Raw genomic sequence first — 23532 nt, forward strand, 5'->3', positions numbered from 1 at the left:
CTGCCCGTGTACCCAATCAGGAGCCGGGCTAAACTGTTCGGTACCTCACGAGTATGATGCCGCTCACAAAGTGTCGGACCTCCACGGTTGCGAGCTGCTGGTCCTTGTGCGGGTTGTCGAACAGCCGGCGGCCTTCGCCCCGCACGACCGGGTAGACGAACAACCGGTACTCGTCGACCAGCCCTGAGCGCGCCAGTTCCTGCACCATCCGCACGCTGCCGGTGGCCACGATCGTCCCGCCGGGCTGCTCCTTGATCCGCGCGACCTCGTCGAGGCTGCGCACGATCGTGCTCCCGTCCCACCCGGGCTCGGTCAGCGTCCCCGACAGGACGTACTTGTGCACCCGGTTGAGGTACTCCGACACCCCGGTCGTGTCGCCGGTCTGCTTCGGCCAGTACTCCCGGAACGCCTCGAACGTCTCCCGCCCGAGCAGCACGGCGTCGGCGCCCGCCATGTGCTCGCGCAGCGCCGCGTTCAGATCCTCGGTGTCGGCGGAGGAGGCCGGGCTGAACCAGTCCCCGCCGGCGTCGATCACCCCGTCGACGGTGATGTTCTCGGTCACCACGAGCTCGCGCATCCTGCCATGGTGCCCCGTGACCACCTGGCTAACCGCACAGTGCGGGGGCCGGCGCCGCAGCACCGGCCCCCGCCGTCAGAACGTCAGCCGGTGAAGGTGGCCGTGATCTGGGTGTACTGCCAGTTGTTCTGCGCGACGCCGGAGCAGTTGGACACCACGCCGCCGCCGGGGCAGGGCCGGTCGCGGTTGACCGACCAGAAGGCGAGGCGGGCGAGGTGGTTGTTCTGTGCGTAGTCGCGGATCTGCTGCCACTGTGCCGGGCTGGTGTTCTCCTGCTGGTCGGACAGGCCGTTCATGCCGGAGATGCCCATGTGCCGGTAGGCGGTGGCGTCGTCCCAGCCGAACGACGACTTGAGCATGGTCTTGAGGCCTTCGGAGGCGCTGACCGTGCTCTGGTACATGTTGGCGCCGCCGCCGAAGTCGAACGGCATGATCGTGAACACGTCGATGTTCGCGCCGGTGGACTGGGCCCGGCTGATGAGTTGCTGGGCGTAGTAGCCGGGGCCGGTGGTCGCGGTGCCGAACGTGACGATCGTCTTGATCGACGGGTTGTTCTGCTTGACGATCTTGAGTGCGTCGACGATCCGGTTGCGGACGGTGTCGTTCTCGAACTCGTCGGTGTTCTCGATGTCGATGTCGATCGCCTTGAGCCCGTACGCGTTGATCACGGTCTGGTAGGCGCCGGCCAGGGCCTGCGGGGTGGAGCAGTTCGGGCCGAGCTTGTTGCCCTGCCAGCCGCCGAAGGACGGCACGACGTCGCCGCCGCCGGCGCGGATCTGGTTGATCGCGGTCTGGTCGACGCCGCCGGTGAGCGGCCGGCTGCCGTCCCAGGCCGGGGTGCACCCGCCGCTGGAGAGCACGAACGCCATGGTGAACCACTTGATGCCGGTGGCCTGCTGCACGGTCTGCGGGTTCGGCGGGTCACCCCAGCCCATGTACAGGTACGGCGCCGCGGTGCCGCCGCCGGTCGGGGTCGTCCCGCCCGTGGTGGTGCCGGTGGTGCTGTTGGAGGCGGCCGACTCACCCGAGCCGTTGTAGGCCTTCACGGTGTACGTGTGGGTCGTGCCCGCGCCGAGCCCGGAGATCGTGGTGCTGGTCCCGGTGACGGTCGCGCGCACCGTGCTGCCCTCGTAGACGCGGTACCCGGTCACGGTGCCGGTGGACGCGTTCCAGGCGAGCGCGAGGCTGCTGTTGGTGGTGCCGGTGACCCGCAGGTTCCCGGGCGCCGACGGCACCCCCGACGGCGTGGTGGGCGGCGGCGTGGTGGGCCCGCCGCCTCCGGTACACGTGCCGAGGTCCCGCCACAGCGCCGGCGTGCTCGACGGCGTCCAGCCCGCACCCGGGTAGGCGGTGTGCGTCTGCAGGGCCTGGTACGTGTGCCCCTGGTAGGTGACCTGCGTGCCGGCCGTGTACGTGTTGCCCTCGGCCCAGGTCGGTGCGGTGCAGGCGGCGAGAATGGCAGTACTGCCCGCCTGCGCGAGCGTGGGCACGAGGATCATGGTGCTCACGATGGTCAGTGCCGCGCCCGCTGCCAGTGCGAATGTACGACGACGAGATCTCATTGAACTCCTCACCATCGATGTATCGATGGATCGGTACGCTATCAGTTAACATTATTAAATGTAAGTGTCATGTCTTTGAAAGCCGACGCCGCACCCCGCGAGCGGCAGTCCGCGTACGCCGGGCCGGACCGCTCGGCGAGGGAGCGCTCCTCGGGCCGGATCACCAGCCGCCGAATGCGATGATCACCGGGTGACCGATGACCAGGCTCGGGTCCTCGAGCGCGGCGGGAACATCGCGGTGACCTGGCTCGACGGCCGCGCGTTCCCGGGCCTGCACGTCCAGGGTGACACCTTCTCCACGCTGCATCACCGCCTCGCCGACGCGACCGGACGGCTCCGCGACGTCGCCGACGCCGAGGCGCTGGACACCCTGCGCGACGTGGTCGACGAGATGGCCGGCATGCTGCGCTTCTACGAGTCGGCCCTCGCACAGCAGGGCATGCGCCTGCCGTACCGGCGAGCCGATCCGGGCTGAGCCGTGCGCGTGGCGGCCGCCCTCGCGCGTGTGGTCGGTCGGGTGCCGGCCGGGGCGATGACGGCCGTGCTGGGCGCCCGGCGCGTCCGCCACACTTTGCGGCCGGTGGGCATGGCTATCGTGGGCCGGCCGGGGCGATGGCGGCCGTGCTGGGCGCCCGGCGCATCCGCCACACTTTGCGGCCGGCGCGCATGGCTATCGTGGGCCGGCGCCGGTGAGCTTGGCGGCGATGGGTTCGAGGTCGGCGATGAGCTGATCGACCTCGCCCGGCGTCAGCGCCGCGTAGGCCGGCTCGGCCAGGTCGTCGGTGACCGCCTCGATGTTGTCCTTGGTCTTGCGGCCGGCGTCGGACAGCAGCCCGTCGTCGTCGACCAGCCCGCGGGCCCGCATGCCGTCGACGACCGCCGCCAGTTGCTCGGCCGGCAGGTGGTGGACCCGGCCGAACTGCTCCGGGCGCATCCCCTCGGACAGCGCGTGCAGCACATGCGCCTCCGTCCCGCCGATCCCGGCGGCGACCAGCGCGGCGTTGTGCCCGTCGCCGCGGTGCTCACGCAGCAACGTGGCCGCGTGCCACAGCCGGGCGAGGGGTTCGGCGGGCAGGGGGAGGGCGCGCAACGCGGCGTACAACGGCCGCCCTTGAATCGGCGCGCTGATGGCCGCCTTCGTGGCCAGCTCGGCCGCCCGCGCGATGGTGGACATGTCACCAATGCTCCGCCGAAGTGCCGCAACGCAACCCCGCTGCCGGGCCGCGATCGCCCGCTCGGGCGTCGTGAGATCCCAGATGCGGGGGATGTGCCGGGCGACCTCACCGGGCGCGAAGTTGTAGAAGATCGCGTCGACCACGGCGGCCGGCGCCCGCCCGAGCGGCGCCGCCCGCCCGGCGAAGTACGCGTCCCAGGTGTTGCGCAGCCCGAGCGCCAGCAGCGCCTCGTCGGGCTCCTCGGCGAAGTAGGCGACGAGGTGAATCGGCTCGACGAGCTGGTGCAGGCGGCGGACGGTGCGCATCCGGATCATCTCCTGTGGTCGGGTACCTTCACCGCTCCTACGAACGCCCCGCCCCCGATCCGACACCTCGTCCGGAACTTTTTCTACCAGTCGCGCCACCCGGCGGCGGCCTCGTCGACGCGGCGGCTGTCCAGCAGGGCCACGACGTCGAGGCCGGCCTCGGTCAGGACGTCCTCGATGTATTCGCTCAGCTCCTCGCGGGAGATGGTCTCGATCGGGTGGCCGTGGGCCTCGTCGATGTGGTTGAGGGCGAGCACCACCCGCTCGACCGCGGCCCACACCGCCTCGTCGGCCGGCGGGTCGAGGGCGGCGATCTCCCGCTCGTACGCGGCCAGGGCCTGGTCGACCGCGGCCACGAACGCCGGCGGGAAAGACGTCAGGGCGTAGGCCTCGTCGCGGGGCAGCGTTCCGGCCGCAACTGCGGCCTCCTGCTCGGACCGTTCGCGTTGCCAGCGGTGGGTCAGTCGCTCGATCACGGCGCCAGCATAGGCGTCCGGCTCAGGTGGCGAGCGCCGGCCAGTTCGCCGCGATGAAGGTTTGCAGCGCCGGCGGTTGGAGATTGACGCCGACGGTACCGTCCCCGCCCACCACGATCCGCTCCAGGTCGAAGCCGCCGAGGTCCGGCCGGGCGAACTCGGGGCCGCAGCGGCGGGACAGGTCCAGGGTGTGCAGGCGGCAGACGAAGAAGTGCTGCCGGGCCGAAGTGCCGTCGTCGAAGGTGCGGGTCGTGGTGAAGACCAGTCGTGCCGGGCCCGCCGTGGCGCCCAGTTCCTCCAGCAGCTCGCGGCGCATCGCGGACTCCAGGGTGGGGTCGGTCGGCTCGACGGTGCCGCCGGGGGTGCTCCAGTAGACGGGGCGGTCGGCGCGGGTGCGGCGGATGAGCAGCAGGCGGGACCGGTCGTCGAGCAGGATCGCGCGGGCACTCTGGCGCACCCTGTCTACCGTACTGGCATGAGCGCGGAGCAGGTTCTGCACACCTCGACGGGCACGGACGGGCGGGTGCGTACGCTCACAGTGTCCATTCACGACGGTCCGAGCCGGCTCGTCTTCCTCGAGAAGTACGCCGGGGACGGGCCCGGATGGTTGGGGCGCTACGCGTCGTTCCGTGCCGAGGCGCGGCTCGACACCGATCCCGGGCCGATCGTCGCGGCCGTGGCCGACCTCGCGAACCGCGGCCGGCTCGAGCTGCCGCCGATGGCGGCCCGGGATCGGGTCGCGGAGCTGCTCGCGGCGGCCGGGCTGCCGGTGCGGCGGTCCAGCAGCGTGCCGTGGGTGCCGCTCGCGGCCGGTGTCCATCTCGTCGTGACGCCGGACGGGCGGGCGCCGCAGATAGCGGTCACCGTGTACCAGCCGGGTGAGACGAAGCGGCACATCGTCGTGGAGTACGACGCGCTGGAGCGCATCACCGCGCACCTCGCCGGGCCGTCCGGCGCCAAGGACGACCGGATCGGACGGTTCGTCGCGGCGTTCACCGAGGCGACGGGCGGCCAGATCGAGCGGATTATGGGCCTCTACCGCGCCCTGGGGATCGAGTTCGAAGAGCGGATCGAGCATCGGTACCAGCTGTTGTCGACGTTCCGCGCCGGCGCGGGATGCACGTTCTCGCTCACGCTGCTCGTGTCCGCCATCGACGACAAGATTGCGTTCCGGGAGTTCTACGACTACCACGCGCGGGCCGGCGATCCCGGGCGCGAGTACGCCTACAGCGTCGAGACGCCGTTCGCGTCGTTGGAGGCGCTGACGGTACACCTGCGGGCTCTTCTGGAAATCGAACCCGGAGGCGCTCCGGCCGACCGTCTCGCCGCGTGCTTCCAGGCGCTGGTCGAGCGCGGGGTGCTCGGCGACGGGCAGGGGATCGAGGCGAACCGCAACGCCGTGGCGCAACTATTCGGCGCCGCCGGGGTGCCGGGCAAGACTGACGTCTGGGCGTGGTTCAACGAGTGAGGGCTCGACCCGGCGCAGGCCGCGCACCGCGGGGATGAGCAGCAGCGCCACGCAGCCCGCGACGCTGACGGCGACCGAGAAGCCGAGCACCGCCTCGGCCGTGAGCAGCGCCGCGACCGGTCCCGCGAGGGCCTGCCCGACGGGGAGACTGCCGTCGGAACCGAAGATTTCGTACGACGTGATGCGATTGAGCATCGCCGGCGCGATGTGCGTCTGCACGCTCGTCTGCCACATCACCGACCAGAACGCCCACGCCGCGCCGTTCACCGCCGCCGACGCGAGCAGCAACGGCAGGCCGGCGTGCAGCGCGATCGCGAGTGGCAGCAGGCCGTAGCCGAACATCGCGATCGCGCCGGCGGTGAGCGGCCGGGCGGGGCGCAGGCGCAGGGCGAGCAGCCCGCCGAGCAGCGCACCGGCGGCGAGGCCGGTCTCCGTCCAGCCGTACGCGGCCGCGCCCAGCCGGCCGCTGATCAGCACCGAGCCGAGGGGGATGAGCGGGCCGAAGAGCAGCACGCCGTACACGATCCAGACCAGGATGACGCTCCAGATCCAGGTGCGGGCCCGGAACTCGTGCCAGCCCCCGACCAGATCGCGCAGCGGCGACGTGGACCCGTCGGCGCGCGGGAACACCCCGAGGCGCAGCGTGGCCAGGCACGCCGCGCTCACCGCGAACGTCGCCGCATCCGTGGCGTAGAGCGGTCCGGCCCCGAACAGCCCGAACACCACGCCGGCCGTCGCCGGTCCGAGCAACTGGGCAATCGATTGCGCAACCTTGATGGTGGCGTTCGCACGGTGCAGATCGGTCGCGACGAGCGGCATGATGCCGTTCACCCCGGGCTGGAACGCCGCCGACGACACGCCGTGCACGGCCGAGCAGACAAGCAACAGCCAGAGCGCGGGTGTACCGGTGAAAAACGCCACCGCCACCGCCCCCTGCGCGAGCAGGCGGACGAGGTCGGCGCCGAGCATGAGCGGGCGCGCACCGATGCGGTCGGCGAACACCCCGCCGAACAGGACGCTCGCCACGAACGGGACCGTGAACGCGGCGAGCACCAAGCCGACGCCGGTCGCGCCGTACAGGTGCCCGACGGCGAGCGCGGAGGCGACCACGAGCATCGCGTCGCCGTAGACGGAAACGGTGCGGGCAAGGAAGTACCGCGTGAAGTTTCCGGTCCAGAGCACGTCCTCGACCCCATCATGATCGCCGGCAACCGGCAACCGGGATACCTTCCGTGTGCGGCGTTTCATCGCCGTCATCGCCGTCGACGCCGTCAACCGGCTGTCGGGCTACCTTCGGGGTGCAGCGTCTCATCGCCGTCAACCGGTTGCCGGGCTGTCCTCTGGGTGCGGCGTTTCATCGCCGTCAACCGGCGACCGGGACACCCTCCGCGCGCAGCCTCGCGAGCACCATTTCGGCGCCGCCGGGGAAGAGGCCGGCGGGGATCTGGTAGCCGAACCGCCCGTCGCAGACCCGCGTCACCGGCGGGCGACCCGGCCCCGGCTCCTCCACGGCAAACGTGTTCCCGCGCAGCACGACATGCACCGTGGCGAACACCGAGCGGCCGTGGACGGTGGCCGACTCGACGCCTTCGCGGGGCAGCAGCACCGTACGGCGGTTCCCGGCGCCGATGGCCACGCCGTCGGGGCTCAGCGTGACCCAGTACGGCCGGCGGACCATCCGCACGAACGGCACCACGAGCGCAAGGCCCGCCACGAGCAGCGCCCTCGGATCGAGCCAGAAGCCGGCGGCGCGCCCGATCGACCCGCCGACCAGGGCGGATACGGTGCCGAACACCAGGGCGACGCTGAGCCAGACCCCGACCGCCGCGACGGCGAAGTACGCGGCCAGGCGGGCCGGGGAGCTCGTGAACATGGCGCCATCATCCGGTCTGCGGCCGCACGGGGGCGTCGCCCGAACGGTCAGCCCACGCCGTAGCGCACGTACAGGACGCCGTTGCCGAACCGGCGCTCCTCGAGCAGTTCGAGATTCGTGCGCACGCCGCGCGGCAACCCCGGTTTGCCGCCGCCGACGAGCACCGGCCAGACGAGCAGCCGGCACTCGTCGACCAGGCCGGCCTCGAACGCCCGCGCGGCGATGTTCGCCCCGCCGATCAGGAAGTCGCGGTCGGCGGTTTCCTTGAGTTTCCGTACCGTTGCCGGATCGAACTCGGGCACGAGCCGGGTGTTCGCCGTGGACACCGCGGTGAGCTTCGTGGAGTAGACGACCTTCTCCGGCGCGCGCCAGACGCTCGCGAACTCCGCCATCTCCGCGGACCGCGCGGCGAGCGACGGGTCGGTCTCCCAGACGGACATCGCCTCGTACAGCCGGCGCCCGTACATCAGCGTCCCGGCCGAGCGCATCTGCTCGGTGGTGAACGCGAACACGTCCGCGTCCGGCGGAAACCAGGAAAACTCGCCTTGCTCGTCCTCGATGTACCCGTCGAGCGAGCAGTTCGTCAGGTAGATCAGGTTGGCCATGTTCTCGCTTTCTGCAAAGAGGCGTCCAGCTTCGTGAACGCCTGGTCCCATCCCGCCCGGGCCGGCTCGACGAGGTCGTCGCCGGCCCACTGGCGGATCTCCAGCCGGGTCCGCCCACCGGGCTCGTCGTGAAACTCGACCCGCAGCCGGGTCACGTGCGGCCCGAACCCGTCCGGCAGCCGCCCGCCGACGTGCATCACGCCCTCGAGCAGCTCACCGTCGGTGACGTCGGTCAGCTCGACCCGGACCTCCACGCGGAGGCCGGGCTGGTCGGCGTTGATCTCCACCCACCGCTGATACCCGCCGGTACGCACGTCGAAGGCGATGTCCTCGGGCGGCAGGGTGTTGCCGATCGGTCCCCACCACGCGGCCAGGTGCTCGGGTTCGGTGAAGGCCCGGTAGACGAGCGCTCGCGGCGCATCGAACACGCGGGAGATGCGCAACTGTCGCACTCGGCCGTCCTCTCATATCGCGTCTTCCCGCGGTTTCCTCGGCTTTCCGCGGTTTCCGGCAGTTTCCTTGGCTTTCCGCAGTTGCGCAGTTTCCGTGGATTCCGGCGCCGTAGGTTCCGTGTTCCAGGTCCCCCGCATGGCGGTTTCCGTGTTCCGTGTTCCGCGTTCCCCGCATGGCGGTTTCCGTGTTCCGCGTGCCCGCATGGCGGTTTCCGTGGTTTCCGTCGTTTCCGCGGTTTCCGAGTCGCGTTGCCGCGCTTCCTGTTGCGCTTGCCGGGCTTCCTACGTGGCGGTTTCCGCAGTTTCCGCGGTTTCCGGCGCGGTTTCCTGCATCGCCGCGAGGTGCGCGTCGAGCCGGTTGAGCGAGACGTCCCAGAACCGCCGGTACCGCTCGATCCAGTCCGCCGCCTCCCGCAGCGGCGCCGCTTCGAGCCGGCTGGCCCGCCACTTGCCCGACCGCGCCCGCGAGATGAGCGAAGCGTGCTCGAGCACCTTGAGATGCCGCGACACCGCCGGCATCGAGATCGCCAGTGGCGCGGTGAGCTCGGTGACCGTGGCGTCACCCTCCGCCAGCCCGGCGAGGATCGCCCGCCGCGTCGGATCGGCGAGCGCCGCGAACACCAGGCTGAGCTGATCGGTGCCGGCCACCCGTACCTCCATCATTTAACAATCTCGTTAAACGTATGGCCGCGCGAATACGGTTGTCAAGACCATCCCGGTCGGGTCACCCTGCGTGGGTGGAGGTGTTCCGGTGCACCGCGTGCGACAACGCGCTGAGCGTGCCGGTGCGGCTGGTCGAGCTGCCTGCGCCGCCGCACTGGTCGCGCCTGGACCACCACGGCGTGAACCCGCCGCTGCTCGCGCCGGGCACGTACGCGCTCGACCAGGCCCCGTACCGCCGGGAGCGCATCACCGGCACCTTCGTCCTGTCCCCAGGCGACCTGCGCGGCACGCGGTTCGTCCACGACCTGGTGGAGATCGGCTGCTGGTCCCTGGCGGGCTCGACCCTCTGTATCGCCTGCGAGCGGTGCGGCGCCCCGGTCGCGTTCCGGACCGACGACTGCTGCGTGGCGCAGGAGACGCGCTTCCATCCCGCCGCCGTGACCCGGGAACCGCGCGCCGACAACGTTCCGGGCCCGGTGCCGTTCGCGTCGATCGCCGACTGGGACGACGCCCCGGACGACAGCGAGTGGCGACGCTGGGCGCCGGAACCGTACCGCCCGCGCCCGGAACTCACGGCAACCCGCTGGGGCGGCCGCGGCGTGCGGGACCACCTGTTCCGCGACGACCCACCGGCCTGACTGCCCACCGCATCTGCCGTCGCACTGCTGCTTCGGGTTGCGTCGCCGTTTTAGCTTGCGTCGTTGCGTCGGCCGCCGCGGCGTCCGCAGGTCCGCCGTCGGCACCGCCATCCCGGTCGGCGCCGATGAGTCCGGCCGCCCATGCCCGGCTCGGGCTCCGGCTCGGGCTCGGGCTCGGGCGCTTGGGCCCCGCCGATCACAAGTGCGTGCCCCGTCGGCCCGGTCGGCGCCGCCGCCCGTTGAACTCGAGGCCCGGGCCGGTTTTCAGTCCAGGGCGACCATCACCTTGCGCAGCAGGGCGTTGAGCTGCAGGAGTTCGTCGGGGGAGAGGGCGGCGAGCAGCTGCTGGTCGCGGGCCATGCCCTCGAAGATGTAGCGGTTCCAGGCCGCGCGGCCCTCGGTGGTCGGGCGGATGATGATCCGGCGGCGGTCGGTCGCGTCGACCTCGCGGTGTACGAGGCCGGCGGCCACCAGCCGGTCGAGGCGCCTGGTCATGGCGGCGCGGGTCACGTGGGTGGCGTCGGCGAGCTGCGCGGGGCTCGCCTCGATCGGGTACGGCTGGACCATCAGCGCGTGCAGCGTCCGGTAGTCCTCCTGCGTGAAGTCCTCGGCATCGGCGAACGCCACGGCGTCGGCGCGGCGCATGTGGCGGAGGATCTGGCCCATCCGTACCAATGCGCCCTCGACTTCCGGCACGAACGCCGGGTTGTCGTGCCAGAACACCGCCCAGCGCGCCACGTGGTCGTCGACCTGGTCCCGTGCCTCCGTCATGCGGCCATTCTGCCATCGCTTGATTATTCATTGGTCAATAGTTAAACGATGAACTAGCGTCTGGAGCCATGACGCGGATCTCCGACTTCCGGCTGCTCGCCGCCGGTCAGACCCTCTCCTGGGTCGGCAACGGCTTCCAGACCGTCGCGCTCGCGGTCGCCGTCGTCCGGGCGGGCGGTGGCGCACGCGACCTCGGCCTGGTCATGGCCTGCTCCGTCATGGCCATGCTCGCTTGTACCCTCTTCGGCGGCGTCTGGGCCGACCGGTTGCAGCCCCAGCGCGTCATGGTGGTCTCCGACCTGGTCCGCCTGTTCTGCGCGGCCGGGATGGCGGTCATGTTCGCCGCCGGCGGCTACCACCTGCTCCTGCTGTGCGCCCTCGCCACCGTCTCGGCCGGCGCCGGCAGCTTCTTCAGCCCGGCGATGATCGCGCTCAAGCCGCTGCTCGTCCCGGTCGAGCGGCGGCAGGCGGCGAACGCGACGTTCAGCATGCTGCAGACCGGCAGTGCGCTGGCGGGCCCCGCGCTCGGCGGGCTCACCGTCGCCGCGCTCGGCGCCCCGGCCGGCTTCGCCGTCAACGCGGCCAGCTTCCTCGCCTCGATGGCCGCCGCGCTGCTGCTGCGCGTGCGCGCCGAGCGGGGTCCCCGCGCGCCGATGTTCCGTGAGCTGGCCGACGGATGGCGCGAGGTGAGCGGCCGCGACTGGTTGGTGGGCGGGCTGTTCGGCGCGACGCTGTACCATATCGCCAACGGCGTCATTCTCGTCCTGGTCCAGGTCGTCGCCATCGAACGCCTCGGCGGCGCCACGTCCGCCCGGGTTCATCGCGTCGGCCGAGGGGCTCGGCGGCCTGATCGGCGCGGCCGTCGCGATGCGCCTCAAGCCCCGCCGCCTGCTGCGGGCCGGCTGGCTCACCCTGCTGCTGATGCCGTTGTGGGCCCTCGCCTACGTGTGGCCCGCCGAGCTGGTCGCCGTCCTCGCGGGCGCCGTCATCGGGTACGCCGGCCTCATCTACTTCGACGTCGCCTGGGAGACCGCCATCCAGGACAACGTCCCGCACCGCGCCCTCGGCCGCGTCGGCGCCTGGGACACCGTGACGTCGTTCGTCGCCATGCCGATCGGCAACGTGCTGGCGGGGCCGCTGTCCCACGCGTACGGCATCGACCGGGTCCTCACCGTGTGCGCGGCCGTGCTGTTCGTCGCGGCGCTGTCGCAGCTGCTCATCCCGGGCACCCGGCGGCTCACCCGGGCACCGGCGCCCGTACCGGCGACAGTGCCGGCCTAGTCGCCGGAGAAGCCGCAGAAATGCAGGCGGTCGGGCGTACCGTCGCGGAAGCTGACAACATAGGTGCCGACCCACCGCTCCCGGTCGCCACAGTTCACGATCCACGCCTGCACCTGCTCGGACGACGGTGTCGCCGTCCCGAACGTGTGGACGAGCCCGTCCACCGGCAACGGCGACACCGTCGCGAACCGAGGCTCCGCCGAAACCCCGTTCGCCATGTCGATGATCGAGTGCGTCCCGGATTCCGGCTGCGAGGCGAGCAGCGTGTCCGGATCGACCGCCACAGGCCGCGACTTGCGGTCGAGCCAGTCCTCGATGATGAACTCGTACCGGCCGTCATCGTCCTCATCGGGCTCGCCGAGACTCGCCCGGAACTCCGCCTCGGTCATGTCGAGATCCTCGCTGGGCTGCTGCTTGTAGTACTCGCCCCGCTCGTAGACCTCCCGCCGCAACTGCTGCAGCGCGGCGTTGATGTCGTCCCGGTAGTCGACGGTGTAGTGCCAGCCGGACGCGCCCATCGGCAGTTCCTCTCACGCCAAGATCCCGGCGGCTACCGTACAGGTTCGCGGGGCCGGCGTCAGTCCACGTCCGCGAAGTCTCTTCGCGCGATGGTCCAGAACCGTTACGGGCGGATCCGTGGTCTCCGCTGAGGCCGGGTCCGGCCGCCGACGGTCCTGCGCGGTGCGAGCCCGAAGAGTCAAAAGCGAAAAGCGACAAGCTTTTATCTCTCAGGGAGGAAGAACAATGATTTGAGCCTGGCCGCACGAGGTGCCTTGGCCACGACTCGTGGCCGGTGAGATCACCGTCGAGGTTTCCCGCCCTCGCCGCTCGCACTTGCGGCGTGCCTCCCGCGATGCACGGGTGACGAGCGGGCCGGGCACGGTTCACGCGCCGGCCTCGGCGGTGACGGTCGAGGTGTCGAGCAGCGTCGACAATGCGCGACCGGGAGCGCCTTCGCCATGGTGCCGCAGCGTGGGCGTCTGCTCGATGTCGTCGCGGATGGTGCGCACGACGTCGAAGGGCTGGCCGGCGAGGTCATCTGGGTCCGTGGTGGCTAGCTTCTCGACTGTTGGCGGTAGCGGCCCGGCGCCAGGCCGTGTTCGCGTTTGAAGGCCTTGGCGAAGGCGAACTCCGACGTGTACCCGGTGCGCTGAGCCACCGTCTGCATCGGCTTGTCGGTGTCGCGCAGGAGGCGTGCGGCCAGGGTCATGCGCCACCAGGTCAGGTAGGCCAGTGGGGGCTGACCGACCAGGGCGGTGAAGCGGCGGGCGAACGCCGCCCGGGACAGGCCGGCCCGCGCGCCCAGGGTTGCGACGGTCCACGGTTCGGTGGGCTGGTCGTGGATGTGGCGCAGGGCCGTGGCGATGGGTGGGTCGCTCAGGGTGGCGGCCCATCCCGTAGGCGGGGCGTCGGCGAGCCAGGCGCGGACGATGTACAGGAGCATCATGTCCAGCAGGGCCGCCACGACGGCCGCGGAGCCGGGTTCGGGGTTGGCCACCTCGTCGCCGAGGAGGTTGACTGCCGCGTGCAGCGGGGAGCGGTGGCCCGCGCGGGCCGGCAGGTGGATGACGTCGGGCAGTTCCGCGAAGAGCGGATGGGGGCGGGTGCGGTCGAGGGTGTACGCGCCACAGAGCAGTACCGTTGCCGCTCCTTCGCCTTTGTCGGTGGTCGGCCGCACGTTCGCGAGGGAGGCCGAGGGCACGCCCACGAGCGGCGTCGACGGGGTGTCGGCGAGTGCGTGGCCGCAGCCGTGGGGCAGGCACACGACGTCGCCGGGGCTCAGCGCCAGCGGCTCGCCGGTGGGCGGGATCAGCCAGCAGGTGCCCTCCAGGACGACGTGGAAACCCGCGCCCGTGAACGGTTCGGCGCGCACGCCCCACGGGGCGCGCTTGCGGATCTCGCTGGAGTGCGGGCGGCCCGTACGCATGACGCCGATCGCGTCGCTGAGGACGTCCATTTTCCCGATCGTATCGGCGAGATGACTGCCACGAGACGATGGGACATGAATCGCAGACGTCGAGCCATGCAGTCGGGGCGCGAGCGTTCCTAGGCTGGCGGTATGACGATCAACATCCTGTACACCGGCGAGGCTCTTTCCAGCGGGGACGGGCGCAACGGTCACGTCGTGACGTCGGACGGGCGGATCGACCTCGATCTCGCGATGCCGCCGGCGCTCGGGGGGACCGGCGCGGGCGCGAACCCGGAGCAGCTGTTCGCGTGCGGGTACGCCGCGTGTTTCCACAGCGCGCTGCGGCTCGTCGCCCGCCCGGCCGGCGCGGACGTGCGCGGGTCGACCGTGACCGCGCACGTCAGCATCGGCAACGAGGAGGACGGCAACGTCGGGCTGGCGGTGACGCTGGTCGTCGCGCTGCCCAACGTCGCGCCCGGCACGGCGAAGGAGCTCGCGGACGCCGCGCACGCCGTCTGCCCGTATTCCCGGGCCACGCGCGGCAACATTCCGGTCGAACTGCGGATACTGTCGTAGCCCATGAGCACCCGCGACGAGGTGGTCGCCCGGCTGGCCGCGGCCGTCGGTTCGATCGACGCCGGCCACCCGACGCGGGTCGCGATCGACGGACCGCCCGCAGCGGGCAAGACTACGCTCGCCGACGAACTGGCCGCGGTCCTGCGCGCCCAGGGCCGCGAGGTCATCCGCGCATCGATAGACGATTTTCTCTTCCCGCGGGCCCGGCGCTACCGGCGCGGCGAGTTCTCGGCCGAGGGCTGCTACTTCGACACCCACGACCATCAATCGCTCAACCGGGTGCTGCTCGATCCGTTGGGTCCGGGCGGGGACCGGCGGTTCCAGGTCGCCGTTTACGATCCCCAAGCCGATATCGTACTGTCCCCGCCTCGAAATTCCGCCTCCGTCGACGCGGTCCTGGTGTTCGACGGGGTCTTCCTGCAACGCCCGGAACTGTTCGACCGGTGGGAGTTGCGGGTCTTCCTGTCGGTCGCGTTCGACAAGACCGTGGACCGCGCGGTGCTCCGCGAGCAGGCGATTTCCTCGCGGGCGCAGGTCGAACGGCGCTGGCGGGAGCGGTACATTCCGGCGCAGCGGTTGTACTTCGCTCGCGTGGCTCCGGCCGAGCGCGCCGACTTCGTCGTCGAAACCTAGCCGCGAGCATTTCTGACTTGGGTGACGCAACCGGCCGCGACCGCCGCCCAGTCCGTGCCGAACGCTTTGGGGGACGCCGCTTCCGGGGTGGACCGCCCGCGCACGACGGCGGCGAAGAAGTCGAGCATCCGGTCCTCCCCGAAGCGCTTCGCCAGGCACTGCACGGCGAGCAGGGCTATGCCGTACCGCGCCTGCCACTCCTCGGCCGGCACGTCCTTCGGCATCGCGCCGAGCGTCAACGAGCCGTCCCAGCCGTCCTTGACGTACTCCCGCACGGCCGGCACCCGCCCGCGCGGCCAGCCCCCACGCTCGGCGGCGTACTCCGCGAGGCCCTCGGTCAGCCACCAGGTGTTCGCGTCGCCGTAGTCGTCGCCGAGGCTCACGACGTGCGTGAACTCGTGCGCCAGCAGGCCGGGCAGCTGCTCGTCGGCGAGGTCGGCCTTGATGGCGACGCCGTAGGAGCCCTCGGAGTACCCGTCGACCTCCTCGTCGGACTCGCCGTTCCACCACTGCTGCCACTCGTGGCCGCCGGCGATGAAGACGACGTACCGCTTGGGCGGCGCGTTCCACCGCGCGAACCGATCAGCGACCTCGGCGGCCCGCTCCGCCGCGGCGAGCACGGGCGCGATCCGCCCCTCGAACTCCAACGGCGCCGCCACGATGACCCGCTGCCCGGCCTTGGCCCGCAGCGGCGTCATCTCCCACGGCAGGACCGTCTGCTGGAACTCGGCGATGAGCGCCTTGCCCTCCACGACGAGCCAGGTGCTGGGCAGGAGCAGTTGCACTGGCACGCAGTCGGCGGCGCCCAGGCAGTACGAGATGGCGACCTTGACTTTCCAGTGATAACCGCCGAGATCTTGGGGTGCGCCGTCGGGCTTCGCGGTCCACGCCGCGACCCCGAGTTCGCGCAGCGACGCGTAGCGGAGGACGAACTCACTGCGGAGGTGGGAGGCCACCGGGCCGAGGAAGCCGCCGAGGTCCCCGGCGAGCAGCGCCTTGCTCTGCTCGGCGAGCGCGCGAGTGACAAGGTTGACGGCCGGCTCGGACGAAGGCGCGGCTGCCGGCGACTCCGGCCGGGCGCCCCGGAAGCCGACGATGAGCAGCGCACCGACCAAACAAGCGCCGATGAACCCGAACAGCAGCCCCCGCCCTTTCGCCGGCGGCCCTTCGGGTTCGAGCGGCGTGAGCGCCGGCGGCAGCAACGACCCACGCACGCCGACCACCTCGACGGGCCGCAGCTCGCTGCGCTCCCCATTGATCACGACGGCAAGCTACAGCACAGGTTGATCTTCGAACAGCCGACCTGCCACACTGCTGTCCGTGACTCCCGACTGCCCGTCCTGCGGCCGTCCCGTTGACGCGCACGACCGGCATGTCCGCTTCACGTTGCCGGATCCGGTGCTCGACCTGCCTGAGCAGGAGCACACTCCGGGCACGTGGATGACCGGCGCGACCGCCCGATCGTCGGTGCTGATGCAGATCCCGGGCGTGGGCGCGTTTGTGCGCGCTTTGTTGCCGGTGCGGCTGACCGGCGGGCACATGGTGACGTTCGGGGTTTGGCTGGGCGTTGATCCGGCCGACCTGCAGACGATCGCGAAAGTCTGGTTCGCGCCGGAGTATCGGGACCTTGTGGTGGCTGGGTACCTCGCGAATGCTGTGCCGCCGTGGGGGTTGCTGGCCGCGCCGGTACGGGCGATCGTGCGCGATCCGGACGAGACGCCGTACTGCGACAGCTCTTCGTCGGTGGAGCTCGACCGGGTGCTGCACGATGAGTGGCCGCACGACCTTGTGCTCGCGGCCATCTCGCACACCACGTGAGCTTTGACGCACCACGGACGTCACGGTGCGCTGTGGGTCTGTTCGTCGCTCACGGCTGCCGCTTCGGCGCAGCATGCGCTGTCGGGCGCCTTCTCGAGCTGGTCGGCGTCGCCCTTGACGACGTAGACCTCCCAGCGTTCGTCGCCCGGGCCGCGGACCCACACCTTGTCCTGCAAGGCGTAGCAGCACTCGGTGTCGTTCTCCTCCAACGTGATCAGCCCGGATTCGGTCAGGCGCGTCGTCGCGGCGGTGATCTCCGAGGCGGCGAACACCTCGACGCCGAGGTGGTCGAGCACCGTGTCCTGACCGGCCTCGCCTTCGAGGAGGACGAGCTTCAGCGGCGGCTGCTCAACGGCGAAGTTGGCGTAGCCCGGGCGGCGCTTGGCCGGCTCGACCCCGAACAGCTTCGAGTAGAACGCGACCGAACCCTCCAGGTCGGCGACCCGCAGCGCCAGCTGTACACGCGACATGAGATGACCTCGCCTCTGCCTAGACATCCATCTAAACAAAGCTTGCACCGCTGTCTAGACGGATGTCAAACTAGACGAGTGTCGAGACAAGAACTGCCGATGGTCAGCGAGGCGCTGAGCGAAACGGCTGCGGTCGATCTGGCCCGCGGGTTCAAGGCGCTCGGCGATCCGGTACGGCTGCGGCTCCTGTCGCTCATCGCCGCCCGCGCCGGCGGCGAGGTCTGCGTGTGCGACCTGACCGACGCGTTCACCCTGACCGGGCCCACGATCTCGCACCACCTCAAGGTCTTGCGCGAGGCCGGCCTCGTCGACTGCCAGCGGCGCGGGACCTGGGTCTACTACTGGGTCGTCCCGGCCCAGCTCGCCGCGCTGTCGAAGCTGCTCGACACCTCGGCGGTCACCGCCCAGGCCGGCGCCTGACCGTGCCCGGCCCGCTCGTCACCCGTGCACCGTGGGAGGCACGCCGCAAGTGCGAGCGGCGAGGGCAGGGCGAACGGCCTTCCGCAAGGCGCGCCCCTGTAGCAGGGTTGACCCCATGGACTCGCCGCAGCAAGCCCTCCTGGAGGAGCTCTACGCTGCCTTCAACGCCCGTGACATCCCCGCTCTCCTCGACGCCATGACCGAGAACGTCGAGTGGCCCAACGGCTGGGAGGGCGGCACCGTCCACGGAAGGGAGCAGGTGCGCGACTACTGGCTCCGCCAGTGGGCCGAAATCAACCCCACGGTCACGCCCGAAGGATTCGCCGAAGAGCCCGACGGCCGGATCGCCGTCACGGTGCACCAAGTCGTGCGCGGCAAGGACGACGCGCTCCTGGCCGACCAGATGGTCACCCACGTCTATCGGTTCAGCGGCGCGCGAGTGCAAGCGATGGAAATCAGAACTCCGGCAGCGTCAGAGACCCGTCCGCAGCAAGCGTGAACCCCGGATTGTGCGCGATCTCCCAGATGTACCCGTCCGGGTCCGCGAAGCACCCCGCGTAGCCGCCGTAGAAGGTCGAGGACGCCGGCCGGGTGACGGTAGCGCCCGCCGCGGCGGCCACGGTCATGATGTCGTCGACCTCGGCCGAGGAACGGACGTTGTGCGCGAGCGTGAAGCCGGCGAACCCCGTGGAAGCGCTGTCCGCGACGCCCGAGTCGGCGGCCAGCTTGGCGCGGCTCCACAGGACCAGGGCCGAGCCGCCCGCCTGCATGAACACGGTCTCCTCGGCCTCCTGGCCGGTCCAGCCCAGCTGCTCGTAGAAGGCCTTGGACCGCGGCAGATCGGTGACGCCCAGCGTGATGAGCGTGATGCGCTGCTCCATGGTCACGACCGTACCAGCGGCCGCAGCGCCTCGAGGGAATCGTGGGCCTGGCGGGTGATGGCCGGGATCGCGCGGGCGTTGCCGGCGGTGCCCAGGCGAAGGACGGTACGGACGAAGACTCCCAGCAGCGCATCGGCGAACGCGGTCGCGGCCGGACGCGGATAGGACTCGTCGCGGACCAGGCGCTCGGCCAGCGTCGTGGACACGCCGTGGGCCAGGTCGAGCAGGACCCGGCGCAGGGTGTCGCTGCCGGCCACCAGGCGGACCATCCCGCCGGGGTTCTCCAGGGCGCGGCGCGCCGCGGGGCCGAGCAGGAAGGCGTCCAGCCAGCGGCGGTAGACCGACAGGACGTCCCCGTCGCGGGTGGCGAGCATCTGCAGCATGGTGGTCTCGAAGAGCTCGGCCTGGTCGAAGACGAGCGACTCCTTGGTCGGGAAGTAGTTGTACAACGTCTGCTCCGACACCCCGGCCGCCCGGGCCACCTGCGTCATCGCCACCGCGTCGTAGCCGTTCGCGGCGAACAGCCCGGCGGCGGCGTCGGCCATCGCGGTCCGGGCGCGTGCCTTTTTTTCCTCGCGCAGCATTTTTGGGTTACCCTAAATTTTGTGGAACTCAAAGATTCGTACGACGTGATGGTAGTCGGCGCCGGGCCGGTCGGGCTGTTCCTCGCCGGTGAACTGCGCCGTGGCGGGGTGGACGTCGTCGTGGTGGAGCGGCTCGGCGAGCGCTCGCAGCAGATCAAGGCCGGCTCCGTCGGGCCGTCGTCCGCCGAGGTGTTCGACCAGCGCGGCCTCCTCGACGCCTTCCCGAAGCCCGACCTCAGCATGTTCAAAGGGGCGCCGCCGCTCGGGCACTTCGCCGGGCTCTGGGTCCTGCGCGGCGCCCCCGAGCTGCGCACCATGCCGATCTTCGCCCCGCAGCCGGACGTCGAGGCGGTCCTGGAACGCTACGTCACCGACCTGCGGGTCCCCGTCGTGAGGGGCTGCGAGGTCACCGGGCTCGACGGCGAACGGGTCACGGTCGAGCACGACGGCGGCACCACGACCGTCCGAGCGCGGTACGTCGTCGGCTGCGACGGCGGCCGCAGCACCGTCCGCCGCCTGGCCGGCTTCGGGTTCGAGGGCACCGAGGCGACCATCACCGGCCGGCAGGCGCTGGTCGACCTCGCCGAGCCCAACCCGCTGCAAAAGGGCTGGAACCGCACCGACACCGGGATGGTCGTGCACGGGCCGGGGCCGCAGCGGGTGCTCACCGTCGAGTTCGACGGGCCGCCCGCCGACCGGGACCGGGCGCTGGACCGCGCGGAGATCGAGGCGAGCCTGCGCCGGGTCTCCGGCACCGACGTGGTCGTCGAGCGGCTGCTCACCGGCACCCGGTGGACGGACAACACCAGGCAGGCCGTCTCGTACCGGATGGGCAACGTCCTCCTCGCCGGTGACGCCGCCCACGTGCACCCGCCGTTCGGTGGGCAGGGCCTCAACCTGGGCTTCCAGGACGCGGCGAACCTCGGGTGGAAACTGGCCGCCACGGTCACCGGCCGGGCGCCCGCGGGCCTGCTCGACACCTACTTCGAGGAGCGCGCCCCGGTCGCGGCGGCCGCTCTCGCGAACACCCGGGCCCAGATCGCGGTCATGCGGCCCGACCCGCAGACCTCGGCGCTGCGGGAGCTGTTCGCCGAGCTGCTGGCCTACGACGAGCCGAACGTGCACGTCTCGCGGCTGATGACGGGCGTCGACCGGCCGTACCCGATGGCGAGCGACCACCCGGAGGCCGGGCGGGTCGTGGCGGACCGGCCGGTCGGGGCGGCGCGCCTCTACGAGCTGCTGCGCACGCCCGGCGGGCTGCTGCTGGACGCCACGGCGGACGGCGCGGCGGGCCGGATCGCGCAGGGCCGGGTGCGGGTGGAGCGGGGGCCGGAGAGCCTGCTGATCCGCCCGGACGGAATCGTGGCCTGGGGCGGCGAGGACCTCAGCGGGCTGGACAAGGCGCTGGAAACCTGGTTCGGGCGCCCCTGAGGAGGGCATAGGTCGGGGATGAACGGCAAGGTCATGGTGTTCGCCCCCGCCCCGGTCCTGACGGTGACGATCGAGCGGCAGGCCGGGCAGGAGGAGTTGCACGTCCACGCGGGCGGGCAGGGTGTGTGGCAGGCGCGGATGGTGGCCTCGCTGGACTGCGAGGTCAGCCTGTGCGTGAGCGTCGGCGGCGAGATCGGGCAGGTGCTGACCGACGTGATCGGCCGGCTCGACCCGTCGATCACCTTGCACGCGGTGAACCGCGGCGAGGAGAGCGGCTGGTACGTCCACGACCGCCGCAAGGGCCAGCGCGCCGAGATCGCCGAGCACCCCGGCCCGCCGATGACCCGCCACGACCTCGACGAGCTGTACAACACGGCGCTGATCGAGGGGCTGCGGGCCGACGTCAGCATCCTCAGCGGGCCGGCCGACCATGCGATCGTGAACGCCGACGCGTACCGGCGCCTCGCCGCCGACCTGGGCGCGAACGGCGGCACCGTGGTCGCCGACCTGTCCGGGGACCTGCTGGCCGCGGTCGTCGCCGGCGGGGTCGCGGTCGTGAAGGTCAGCCACGAGGAGCTCATCGACGACGGGCGGGCCAAGGACGACAGCGTGCCGGCGCTCGTGGACGCCGCCCGGCAGCTGCGCGACGAGGGGGCGCAGGCGGTGCTGGTGAGCCGGGCGGGCGACCCGGCCCTGGCACTGTTCGGCGACGACCGCGTGGCGACGGTACACGTGCCGAAATTGCAGGTCGTGGATCATCGCGGGGCCGGCGACTCGATGAGCGCGGGGGTGGCCGCCGTGCTGGCCCGGGGCGGCGACCTCGAGGAGGCCATCCGCACCGGGGCGGCGGCCGGCGCGCTCAACGTGACCCGGCACGGGCTGGGCAGCGGGCGCGGTGACGCCGTCCGCGAGCTCGTCGGGCGGACCCGGCTGGAACCGCTGGAGCAGTCGTGAGAATCGTGATCACCAACGACGACGGGGTGGCCGCGCCGGGCATCCGGCACCTCGCCCGGCACGCCCGCGAGGCCGGGCACGACGTCGTCGTCGCCGCCCCGCACACCGAGGTCAGCGGGGCCGGCGCGGCCCTGACCGCGACCGTGCGGGAGGGGCGGCTGCTGTACGAGACCGTCACCCTGGACGGCCTGGACGGCCTGGACGGGGTGCCGGCGTACTCGGTGCCCGCCTCGCCGGCCTACATCGCGGTGCTGGCCGGGCTGGGCGCCTTCGGGGAGCGGCCCGACGTGCTGCTGTCGGGCATCAACCGCGGCGCCAACGCCGGGCACGCGATCCTGCACTCGGGGACCGTCGGCGCGGTGCTGACCGGGGCGGGCGACGGGCTGCGCGGGATGGCGGTGTCGCTGGACATCCTCGGCGAGGTCGCGCTCAACGCCCTGTCGAGCGTCGACGACGACCGGCGCAACTGGCCGGCGGCGGCCACGATCGCGGTGGGGCTGCTGGACTGGCTGTTTGAAGCCCCCGCCGGTACCGCGCTGAATCTCAACGTTCCCGACCGGCCCGTCGAGGCGATCGCGGGGCTGCGCCCGGCCACCCTCGCCCCGTTCGGCCAGGTCCAGATGACGCTGGCCGAGCACGGCTCCGACTTCGTGCGCACGGCTCTGAAGGAGCGCGGCGAGGAGCGCATCCCCGGCTCGGACGTCGCCCTGCTGGGCGAGGGCTATGCGACGATCACGGCCGTGGTACCGCCGGTGCGTCATCCGACACTGCAGCCGCCGACCCGGTGGCGGGCGGACTGACCCGGCGCCCCGGGCGGGCCAGCAGCAGCACCACCAGGCCAGCCGCGCACACGACGGTCGTGATGCCGTACGCGGTGCGGTAGCCGAAGTGCGCCGACAGCCCCAGCAGCGGCCCGGCGAGCGTCGCCCCGATCGGGAACGTGTTCGTGAACAGCGTCGTGGCCTGGCCCGGGCGGTCCGGCATCAGGTCCTGCATGTAGGTGATGGCGACCCCGGACACGGCCGAGATGAACACGGCGTTGACCGGCTGGGCCGCCGCCAGGACCCACAGGTTGGGGGCGGTCCAGGCCAGCGCGTAGTAGACGACGCCGGCCGCCGAGCCCACCAGGATCAGGGTGCGCACCGGGATGCGGGTGGTCAGCACGCCCAGGCCGAGCATGAGCGGGATCTCCAGGGCCGCGCACAGCCCCAGGATCAGGCCGGCGGCGGAGGCGTCGCGGTGCAGGTCCTCGCTGATGAACAGCGGCAGCGCCTGCACGGCGAGGGTCATCGGGGTCTGCAGCAGCACGAACGCGACCACGGTGGCGACCAGCAGCACCCGGGAAAGTTGCAGCGGCGCGGCCGGCCCGGCGTCGTCCAGCCGCGGCGGCGGCCCGATCGTCTCCAGGCGCAGCGCCGCGACCAGTGCGGCGACCAGGAACAGTCCGGCCGCCGTGGCGTACAGCAGCCGAAACCCGCCGACGTCCAGCAGCACCGCGGCCAGGGCCGGCCCGCCCACCCAGGCCAGCGAGAACACGGTGCGCATGGCGCTGATGCCCAGGGCCGCGCGGCCGGGGCTGTCGCGCTCGAGGACCTGCCGGGCGTACGCGAAGGTCTGCGGGAACAGCGAGCCCGACAGCGCGGTCGCGGTCACCGTCAGTCCCAGCAGCACCCAGTAGTCCCGCACGACGGCGGTCAGCCCGGTGCCCGCCATGCCGGCCAGCGCCGCGGCGACGAGGATCCGGCGCCGGTACGGCCCGCGGTCCGACAACCGCCCGATGAGCTGGGTGACGAGCACGCCCGCGAGCGGGGCGACGAACAGGAAGGCGGTGACCCGGGCCGGCCCGGCCTGCACCTCTTTGCTGAGGAACAGGGCCAGGAACGGGTAGACCACGGCGGTCGACATGCCGACCGCCAGGAACATCACCCCCAGCGGGATCAGGGCCGGGCTCAGCCCGCGCAGACCGGACCGCGGCGGCCGGGGGGTGCTCGTCATGCCCGCCACTTTACC

Annotated in this window: 31 protein-coding genes and 1 pseudogene; 13 read left to right on the forward strand and 19 right to left on the reverse strand. The window is 71.6% G+C overall.

Annotated elements, in window-relative coordinates; all coding sequences use genetic code 11:
* Nucleotides 1–28 precede the first annotated feature (28 nt).
* Nucleotides 29–577: a dihydrofolate reductase family protein gene (locus ACQP00_RS24420; protein ID WP_433222789.1), complete on the reverse strand. Its 549-nt coding sequence runs from the start codon at nt 575–577 to the stop codon at nt 29–31.
* A gap of 83 nt (nt 578–660) precedes the next feature.
* A complete protein-coding gene (locus ACQP00_RS24425) occupies nt 661–2076 on the reverse strand; it encodes a carbohydrate-binding protein (protein ID WP_433222791.1) in 1416 nt (471 codons plus the stop codon).
* A 253-nt stretch (nt 2077–2329) separates the two neighbouring features.
* Here ACQP00_RS24425 and ACQP00_RS24430 point away from each other — a divergent pair, with 253 nt between their 5' ends.
* Complete coding sequence (locus tag ACQP00_RS24430) at nt 2330–2614, forward strand: DUF6959 family protein (RefSeq protein ID WP_433222793.1); 285 nt, start codon at nt 2330–2332, stop codon at nt 2612–2614.
* Nucleotides 2615–2809: 195 nt separating this feature from the next.
* Here ACQP00_RS24430 and ACQP00_RS24435 read toward each other — a convergent pair whose 3' ends face one another.
* The 3 genes from ACQP00_RS24435 to ACQP00_RS24445 all read right to left on the reverse strand — a co-directional run bounded on the left by ACQP00_RS24435 (nt 2810) and on the right by ACQP00_RS24445 (nt 4552).
* Nucleotides 2810–3619, reverse strand: coding sequence for an SCO6745 family protein (locus tag ACQP00_RS24435; protein WP_433222795.1), 810 nt, complete (start codon nt 3617–3619; stop codon nt 2810–2812).
* Between the two features lie 83 nt (nt 3620–3702).
* Complete coding sequence (locus ACQP00_RS24440) at nt 3703–4095, reverse strand: hypothetical protein (RefSeq protein ID WP_433222796.1); 393 nt, start codon at nt 4093–4095, stop codon at nt 3703–3705.
* A gap of 22 nt (nt 4096–4117) precedes the next feature.
* Nucleotides 4118–4552 (reverse strand): NUDIX domain-containing protein, encoded by a 435-nt coding sequence (locus ACQP00_RS24445; RefSeq protein ID WP_433222798.1) that lies wholly within the window; start codon nt 4550–4552, stop codon nt 4118–4120.
* 18 nt (nt 4553–4570) lie between these two features.
* On the opposite strand from ACQP00_RS24445, the gene ACQP00_RS24450 reads away from it, so the two are divergent.
* Nucleotides 4571–5563 (forward strand): hypothetical protein, encoded by a 993-nt coding sequence (locus tag ACQP00_RS24450; protein WP_433222800.1) that lies wholly within the window; start codon nt 4571–4573, stop codon nt 5561–5563.
* On the opposite strand, the gene ACQP00_RS24455 is transcribed toward ACQP00_RS24450, so the two are convergent.
* The 5 genes from ACQP00_RS24455 to ACQP00_RS24475 all read right to left on the reverse strand — a co-directional run bounded on the left by ACQP00_RS24455 (nt 5504) and on the right by ACQP00_RS24475 (nt 9156).
* Nucleotides 5504–6745: an MFS transporter gene (locus ACQP00_RS24455; RefSeq protein WP_433222802.1), complete on the reverse strand. Its 1242-nt coding sequence runs from the start codon at nt 6743–6745 to the stop codon at nt 5504–5506. The genes ACQP00_RS24450 and ACQP00_RS24455 overlap by 60 nt on opposite strands.
* Nucleotides 6746–6926: 181 nt before the next feature.
* Nucleotides 6927–7436 (reverse strand): hypothetical protein, encoded by a 510-nt coding sequence (locus tag ACQP00_RS24460; protein ID WP_433222804.1) that lies wholly within the window; start codon nt 7434–7436, stop codon nt 6927–6929.
* Nucleotides 7437–7483: 47 nt separating this feature from the next.
* Nucleotides 7484–8041, reverse strand: a complete 558-nt coding sequence (locus ACQP00_RS24465) for a dihydrofolate reductase family protein (RefSeq protein ID WP_433222806.1) — start codon at nt 8039–8041, stop codon at nt 7484–7486.
* The gene (locus ACQP00_RS24470; protein ID WP_433222808.1) at nt 8029–8493 is read right to left on the reverse strand and encodes an SRPBCC family protein; all 465 of its coding nucleotides are present in this window, start codon (nt 8491–8493) and stop codon (nt 8029–8031) included. The genes ACQP00_RS24465 and ACQP00_RS24470 overlap by 13 nt, the downstream gene beginning before the upstream one ends.
* A 282-nt stretch (nt 8494–8775) precedes the next feature.
* Nucleotides 8776–9156 (reverse strand): ArsR/SmtB family transcription factor, encoded by a 381-nt coding sequence (locus ACQP00_RS24475; RefSeq protein WP_433222810.1) that lies wholly within the window; start codon nt 9154–9156, stop codon nt 8776–8778.
* A gap of 74 nt (nt 9157–9230) precedes the next feature.
* On the opposite strand from ACQP00_RS24475, the gene ACQP00_RS24480 reads away from it, so the two are divergent.
* On the forward strand, nt 9231–9794 hold the full coding sequence (locus ACQP00_RS24480; RefSeq protein ID WP_433222812.1) for a hypothetical protein: 564 nt from the start codon (nt 9231–9233) through the stop codon (nt 9792–9794).
* 264 nt (nt 9795–10058) lie between these two features.
* On the opposite strand, the gene ACQP00_RS24485 is transcribed toward ACQP00_RS24480, so the two are convergent.
* Nucleotides 10059–10565, reverse strand: coding sequence for a MarR family winged helix-turn-helix transcriptional regulator (locus tag ACQP00_RS24485; protein ID WP_433222814.1), 507 nt, complete (start codon nt 10563–10565; stop codon nt 10059–10061).
* A gap of 68 nt (nt 10566–10633) precedes the next feature.
* On the opposite strand from ACQP00_RS24485, the pseudogene ACQP00_RS24490 reads away from it, so the two are divergent.
* Nucleotides 10634–11311 (forward strand): annotated as a pseudogene (locus ACQP00_RS24490) (MFS transporter); the annotation flags it as partial.
* Nucleotides 11312–11432: 121 nt separating this feature from the next.
* Nucleotides 11433–11846: a hypothetical protein gene (locus ACQP00_RS24495; protein ID WP_433222816.1), complete on the forward strand. Its 414-nt coding sequence runs from the start codon at nt 11433–11435 to the stop codon at nt 11844–11846.
* Here ACQP00_RS24495 and ACQP00_RS24500 read toward each other — a convergent pair.
* The 3 genes from ACQP00_RS24500 to ACQP00_RS24510 form a co-directional block, all read right to left on the reverse strand.
* Complete coding sequence (locus tag ACQP00_RS24500; protein ID WP_433222818.1) at nt 11843–12364, reverse strand: hypothetical protein; 522 nt, start codon at nt 12362–12364, stop codon at nt 11843–11845. The two genes, ACQP00_RS24495 and ACQP00_RS24500, sit on opposite strands and share 4 nt — an antisense overlap.
* 366 nt (nt 12365–12730) lie before the next feature.
* Nucleotides 12731–12856 (reverse strand): hypothetical protein, encoded by a 126-nt coding sequence (locus ACQP00_RS24505; protein WP_433222820.1) that lies wholly within the window; start codon nt 12854–12856, stop codon nt 12731–12733.
* A gap of 44 nt (nt 12857–12900) precedes the next feature.
* On the reverse strand, nt 12901–13803 hold the full coding sequence (locus tag ACQP00_RS24510) for an AraC family transcriptional regulator (RefSeq protein ID WP_433222822.1): 903 nt from the start codon (nt 13801–13803) through the stop codon (nt 12901–12903).
* A 102-nt stretch (nt 13804–13905) separates the two neighbouring features.
* Between ACQP00_RS24510 and ACQP00_RS24515 the strand changes: the two genes are divergently transcribed.
* Both ACQP00_RS24515 and ACQP00_RS24520 read left to right on the forward strand, forming a co-directional pair.
* Nucleotides 13906–14331, forward strand: a complete 426-nt coding sequence (locus ACQP00_RS24515; RefSeq protein ID WP_433222824.1) for an organic hydroperoxide resistance protein — start codon at nt 13906–13908, stop codon at nt 14329–14331.
* Nucleotides 14332–14334: 3 nt separating this feature from the next.
* Nucleotides 14335–14964, forward strand: a complete 630-nt coding sequence (locus ACQP00_RS24520) for a cytidylate kinase family protein (protein ID WP_433222826.1) — start codon at nt 14335–14337, stop codon at nt 14962–14964.
* Here the strand turns inward: ACQP00_RS24520 and ACQP00_RS24525 are convergent.
* On the reverse strand, nt 14961–16226 hold the full coding sequence (locus ACQP00_RS24525) for a hypothetical protein (RefSeq protein WP_433222828.1): 1266 nt from the start codon (nt 16224–16226) through the stop codon (nt 14961–14963). The genes ACQP00_RS24520 and ACQP00_RS24525 overlap by 4 nt on opposite strands.
* Before the next feature lie 124 nt (nt 16227–16350).
* Here ACQP00_RS24525 and ACQP00_RS24530 point away from each other — a divergent pair, with 124 nt between their 5' ends.
* Nucleotides 16351–16782 carry a hypothetical protein gene (locus ACQP00_RS24530; RefSeq protein WP_433222830.1) on the forward strand — a complete coding sequence of 144 codons (432 nt, stop codon included), beginning with the start codon at nt 16351–16353 and terminating at the stop codon, nt 16780–16782.
* Nucleotides 16783–16802: 20 nt separating this feature from the next.
* On the opposite strand, the gene ACQP00_RS24535 is transcribed toward ACQP00_RS24530, so the two are convergent.
* Nucleotides 16803–17252, reverse strand: a complete 450-nt coding sequence (locus tag ACQP00_RS24535) for an ArsI/CadI family heavy metal resistance metalloenzyme (RefSeq protein ID WP_433222832.1) — start codon at nt 17250–17252, stop codon at nt 16803–16805.
* A gap of 99 nt (nt 17253–17351) precedes the next feature.
* On the opposite strand from ACQP00_RS24535, the gene ACQP00_RS24540 reads away from it, so the two are divergent.
* The gene (locus ACQP00_RS24540) at nt 17352–17672 is read left to right on the forward strand and encodes an ArsR/SmtB family transcription factor (RefSeq protein ID WP_433223971.1); all 321 of its coding nucleotides are present in this window, start codon (nt 17352–17354) and stop codon (nt 17670–17672) included.
* Between the two features lie 115 nt (nt 17673–17787).
* Complete coding sequence (locus ACQP00_RS24545) at nt 17788–18171, forward strand: nuclear transport factor 2 family protein (protein WP_433222834.1); 384 nt, start codon at nt 17788–17790, stop codon at nt 18169–18171.
* On the opposite strand, the gene ACQP00_RS24550 is transcribed toward ACQP00_RS24545, so the two are convergent.
* Nucleotides 18128–18553, reverse strand: a complete 426-nt coding sequence (locus ACQP00_RS24550; RefSeq protein WP_433222836.1) for a VOC family protein — start codon at nt 18551–18553, stop codon at nt 18128–18130. The genes ACQP00_RS24545 and ACQP00_RS24550 overlap by 44 nt on opposite strands.
* Before the next feature lie 2 nt (nt 18554–18555).
* Nucleotides 18556–19137, reverse strand: a complete 582-nt coding sequence (locus ACQP00_RS24555) for a TetR/AcrR family transcriptional regulator (RefSeq protein WP_433222838.1) — start codon at nt 19135–19137, stop codon at nt 18556–18558.
* 21 nt (nt 19138–19158) lie between these two features.
* On the opposite strand from ACQP00_RS24555, the gene ACQP00_RS24560 reads away from it, so the two are divergent.
* From ACQP00_RS24560 to surE, 3 genes are read left to right on the forward strand one after another with little or no spacing between them, the layout of a single operon-like run.
* Nucleotides 19159–20568 (forward strand): FAD-dependent monooxygenase, encoded by a 1410-nt coding sequence (locus ACQP00_RS24560; RefSeq protein ID WP_433222839.1) that lies wholly within the window; start codon nt 19159–19161, stop codon nt 20566–20568.
* A gap of 18 nt (nt 20569–20586) precedes the next feature.
* Entirely contained in the window at nt 20587–21522 is a 936-nt protein-coding gene (locus ACQP00_RS24565) for a PfkB family carbohydrate kinase (protein ID WP_433222841.1), read from the forward strand.
* Complete coding sequence (gene surE / locus ACQP00_RS24570; protein WP_433222843.1) at nt 21519–22322, forward strand: 5'/3'-nucleotidase SurE; 804 nt, start codon at nt 21519–21521, stop codon at nt 22320–22322. The genes ACQP00_RS24565 and surE overlap by 4 nt, the downstream gene beginning before the upstream one ends.
* Here the strand turns inward: surE and ACQP00_RS24575 are convergent.
* Nucleotides 22255–23517 carry a sugar efflux transporter gene (locus ACQP00_RS24575; RefSeq protein ID WP_433222845.1) on the reverse strand — a complete coding sequence of 421 codons (1263 nt, stop codon included), beginning with the start codon at nt 23515–23517 and terminating at the stop codon, nt 22255–22257. The two genes, surE and ACQP00_RS24575, sit on opposite strands and share 68 nt — an antisense overlap.
* Nucleotides 23518–23532 lie beyond the last annotated feature (15 nt).

The sequence above is a fragment of the Dactylosporangium sp. CS-047395 genome (assembly GCF_050942185.1).
In the GTDB taxonomy this organism is placed as follows: Bacteria; Actinomycetota; Actinomycetes; order Mycobacteriales; family Micromonosporaceae; genus Dactylosporangium.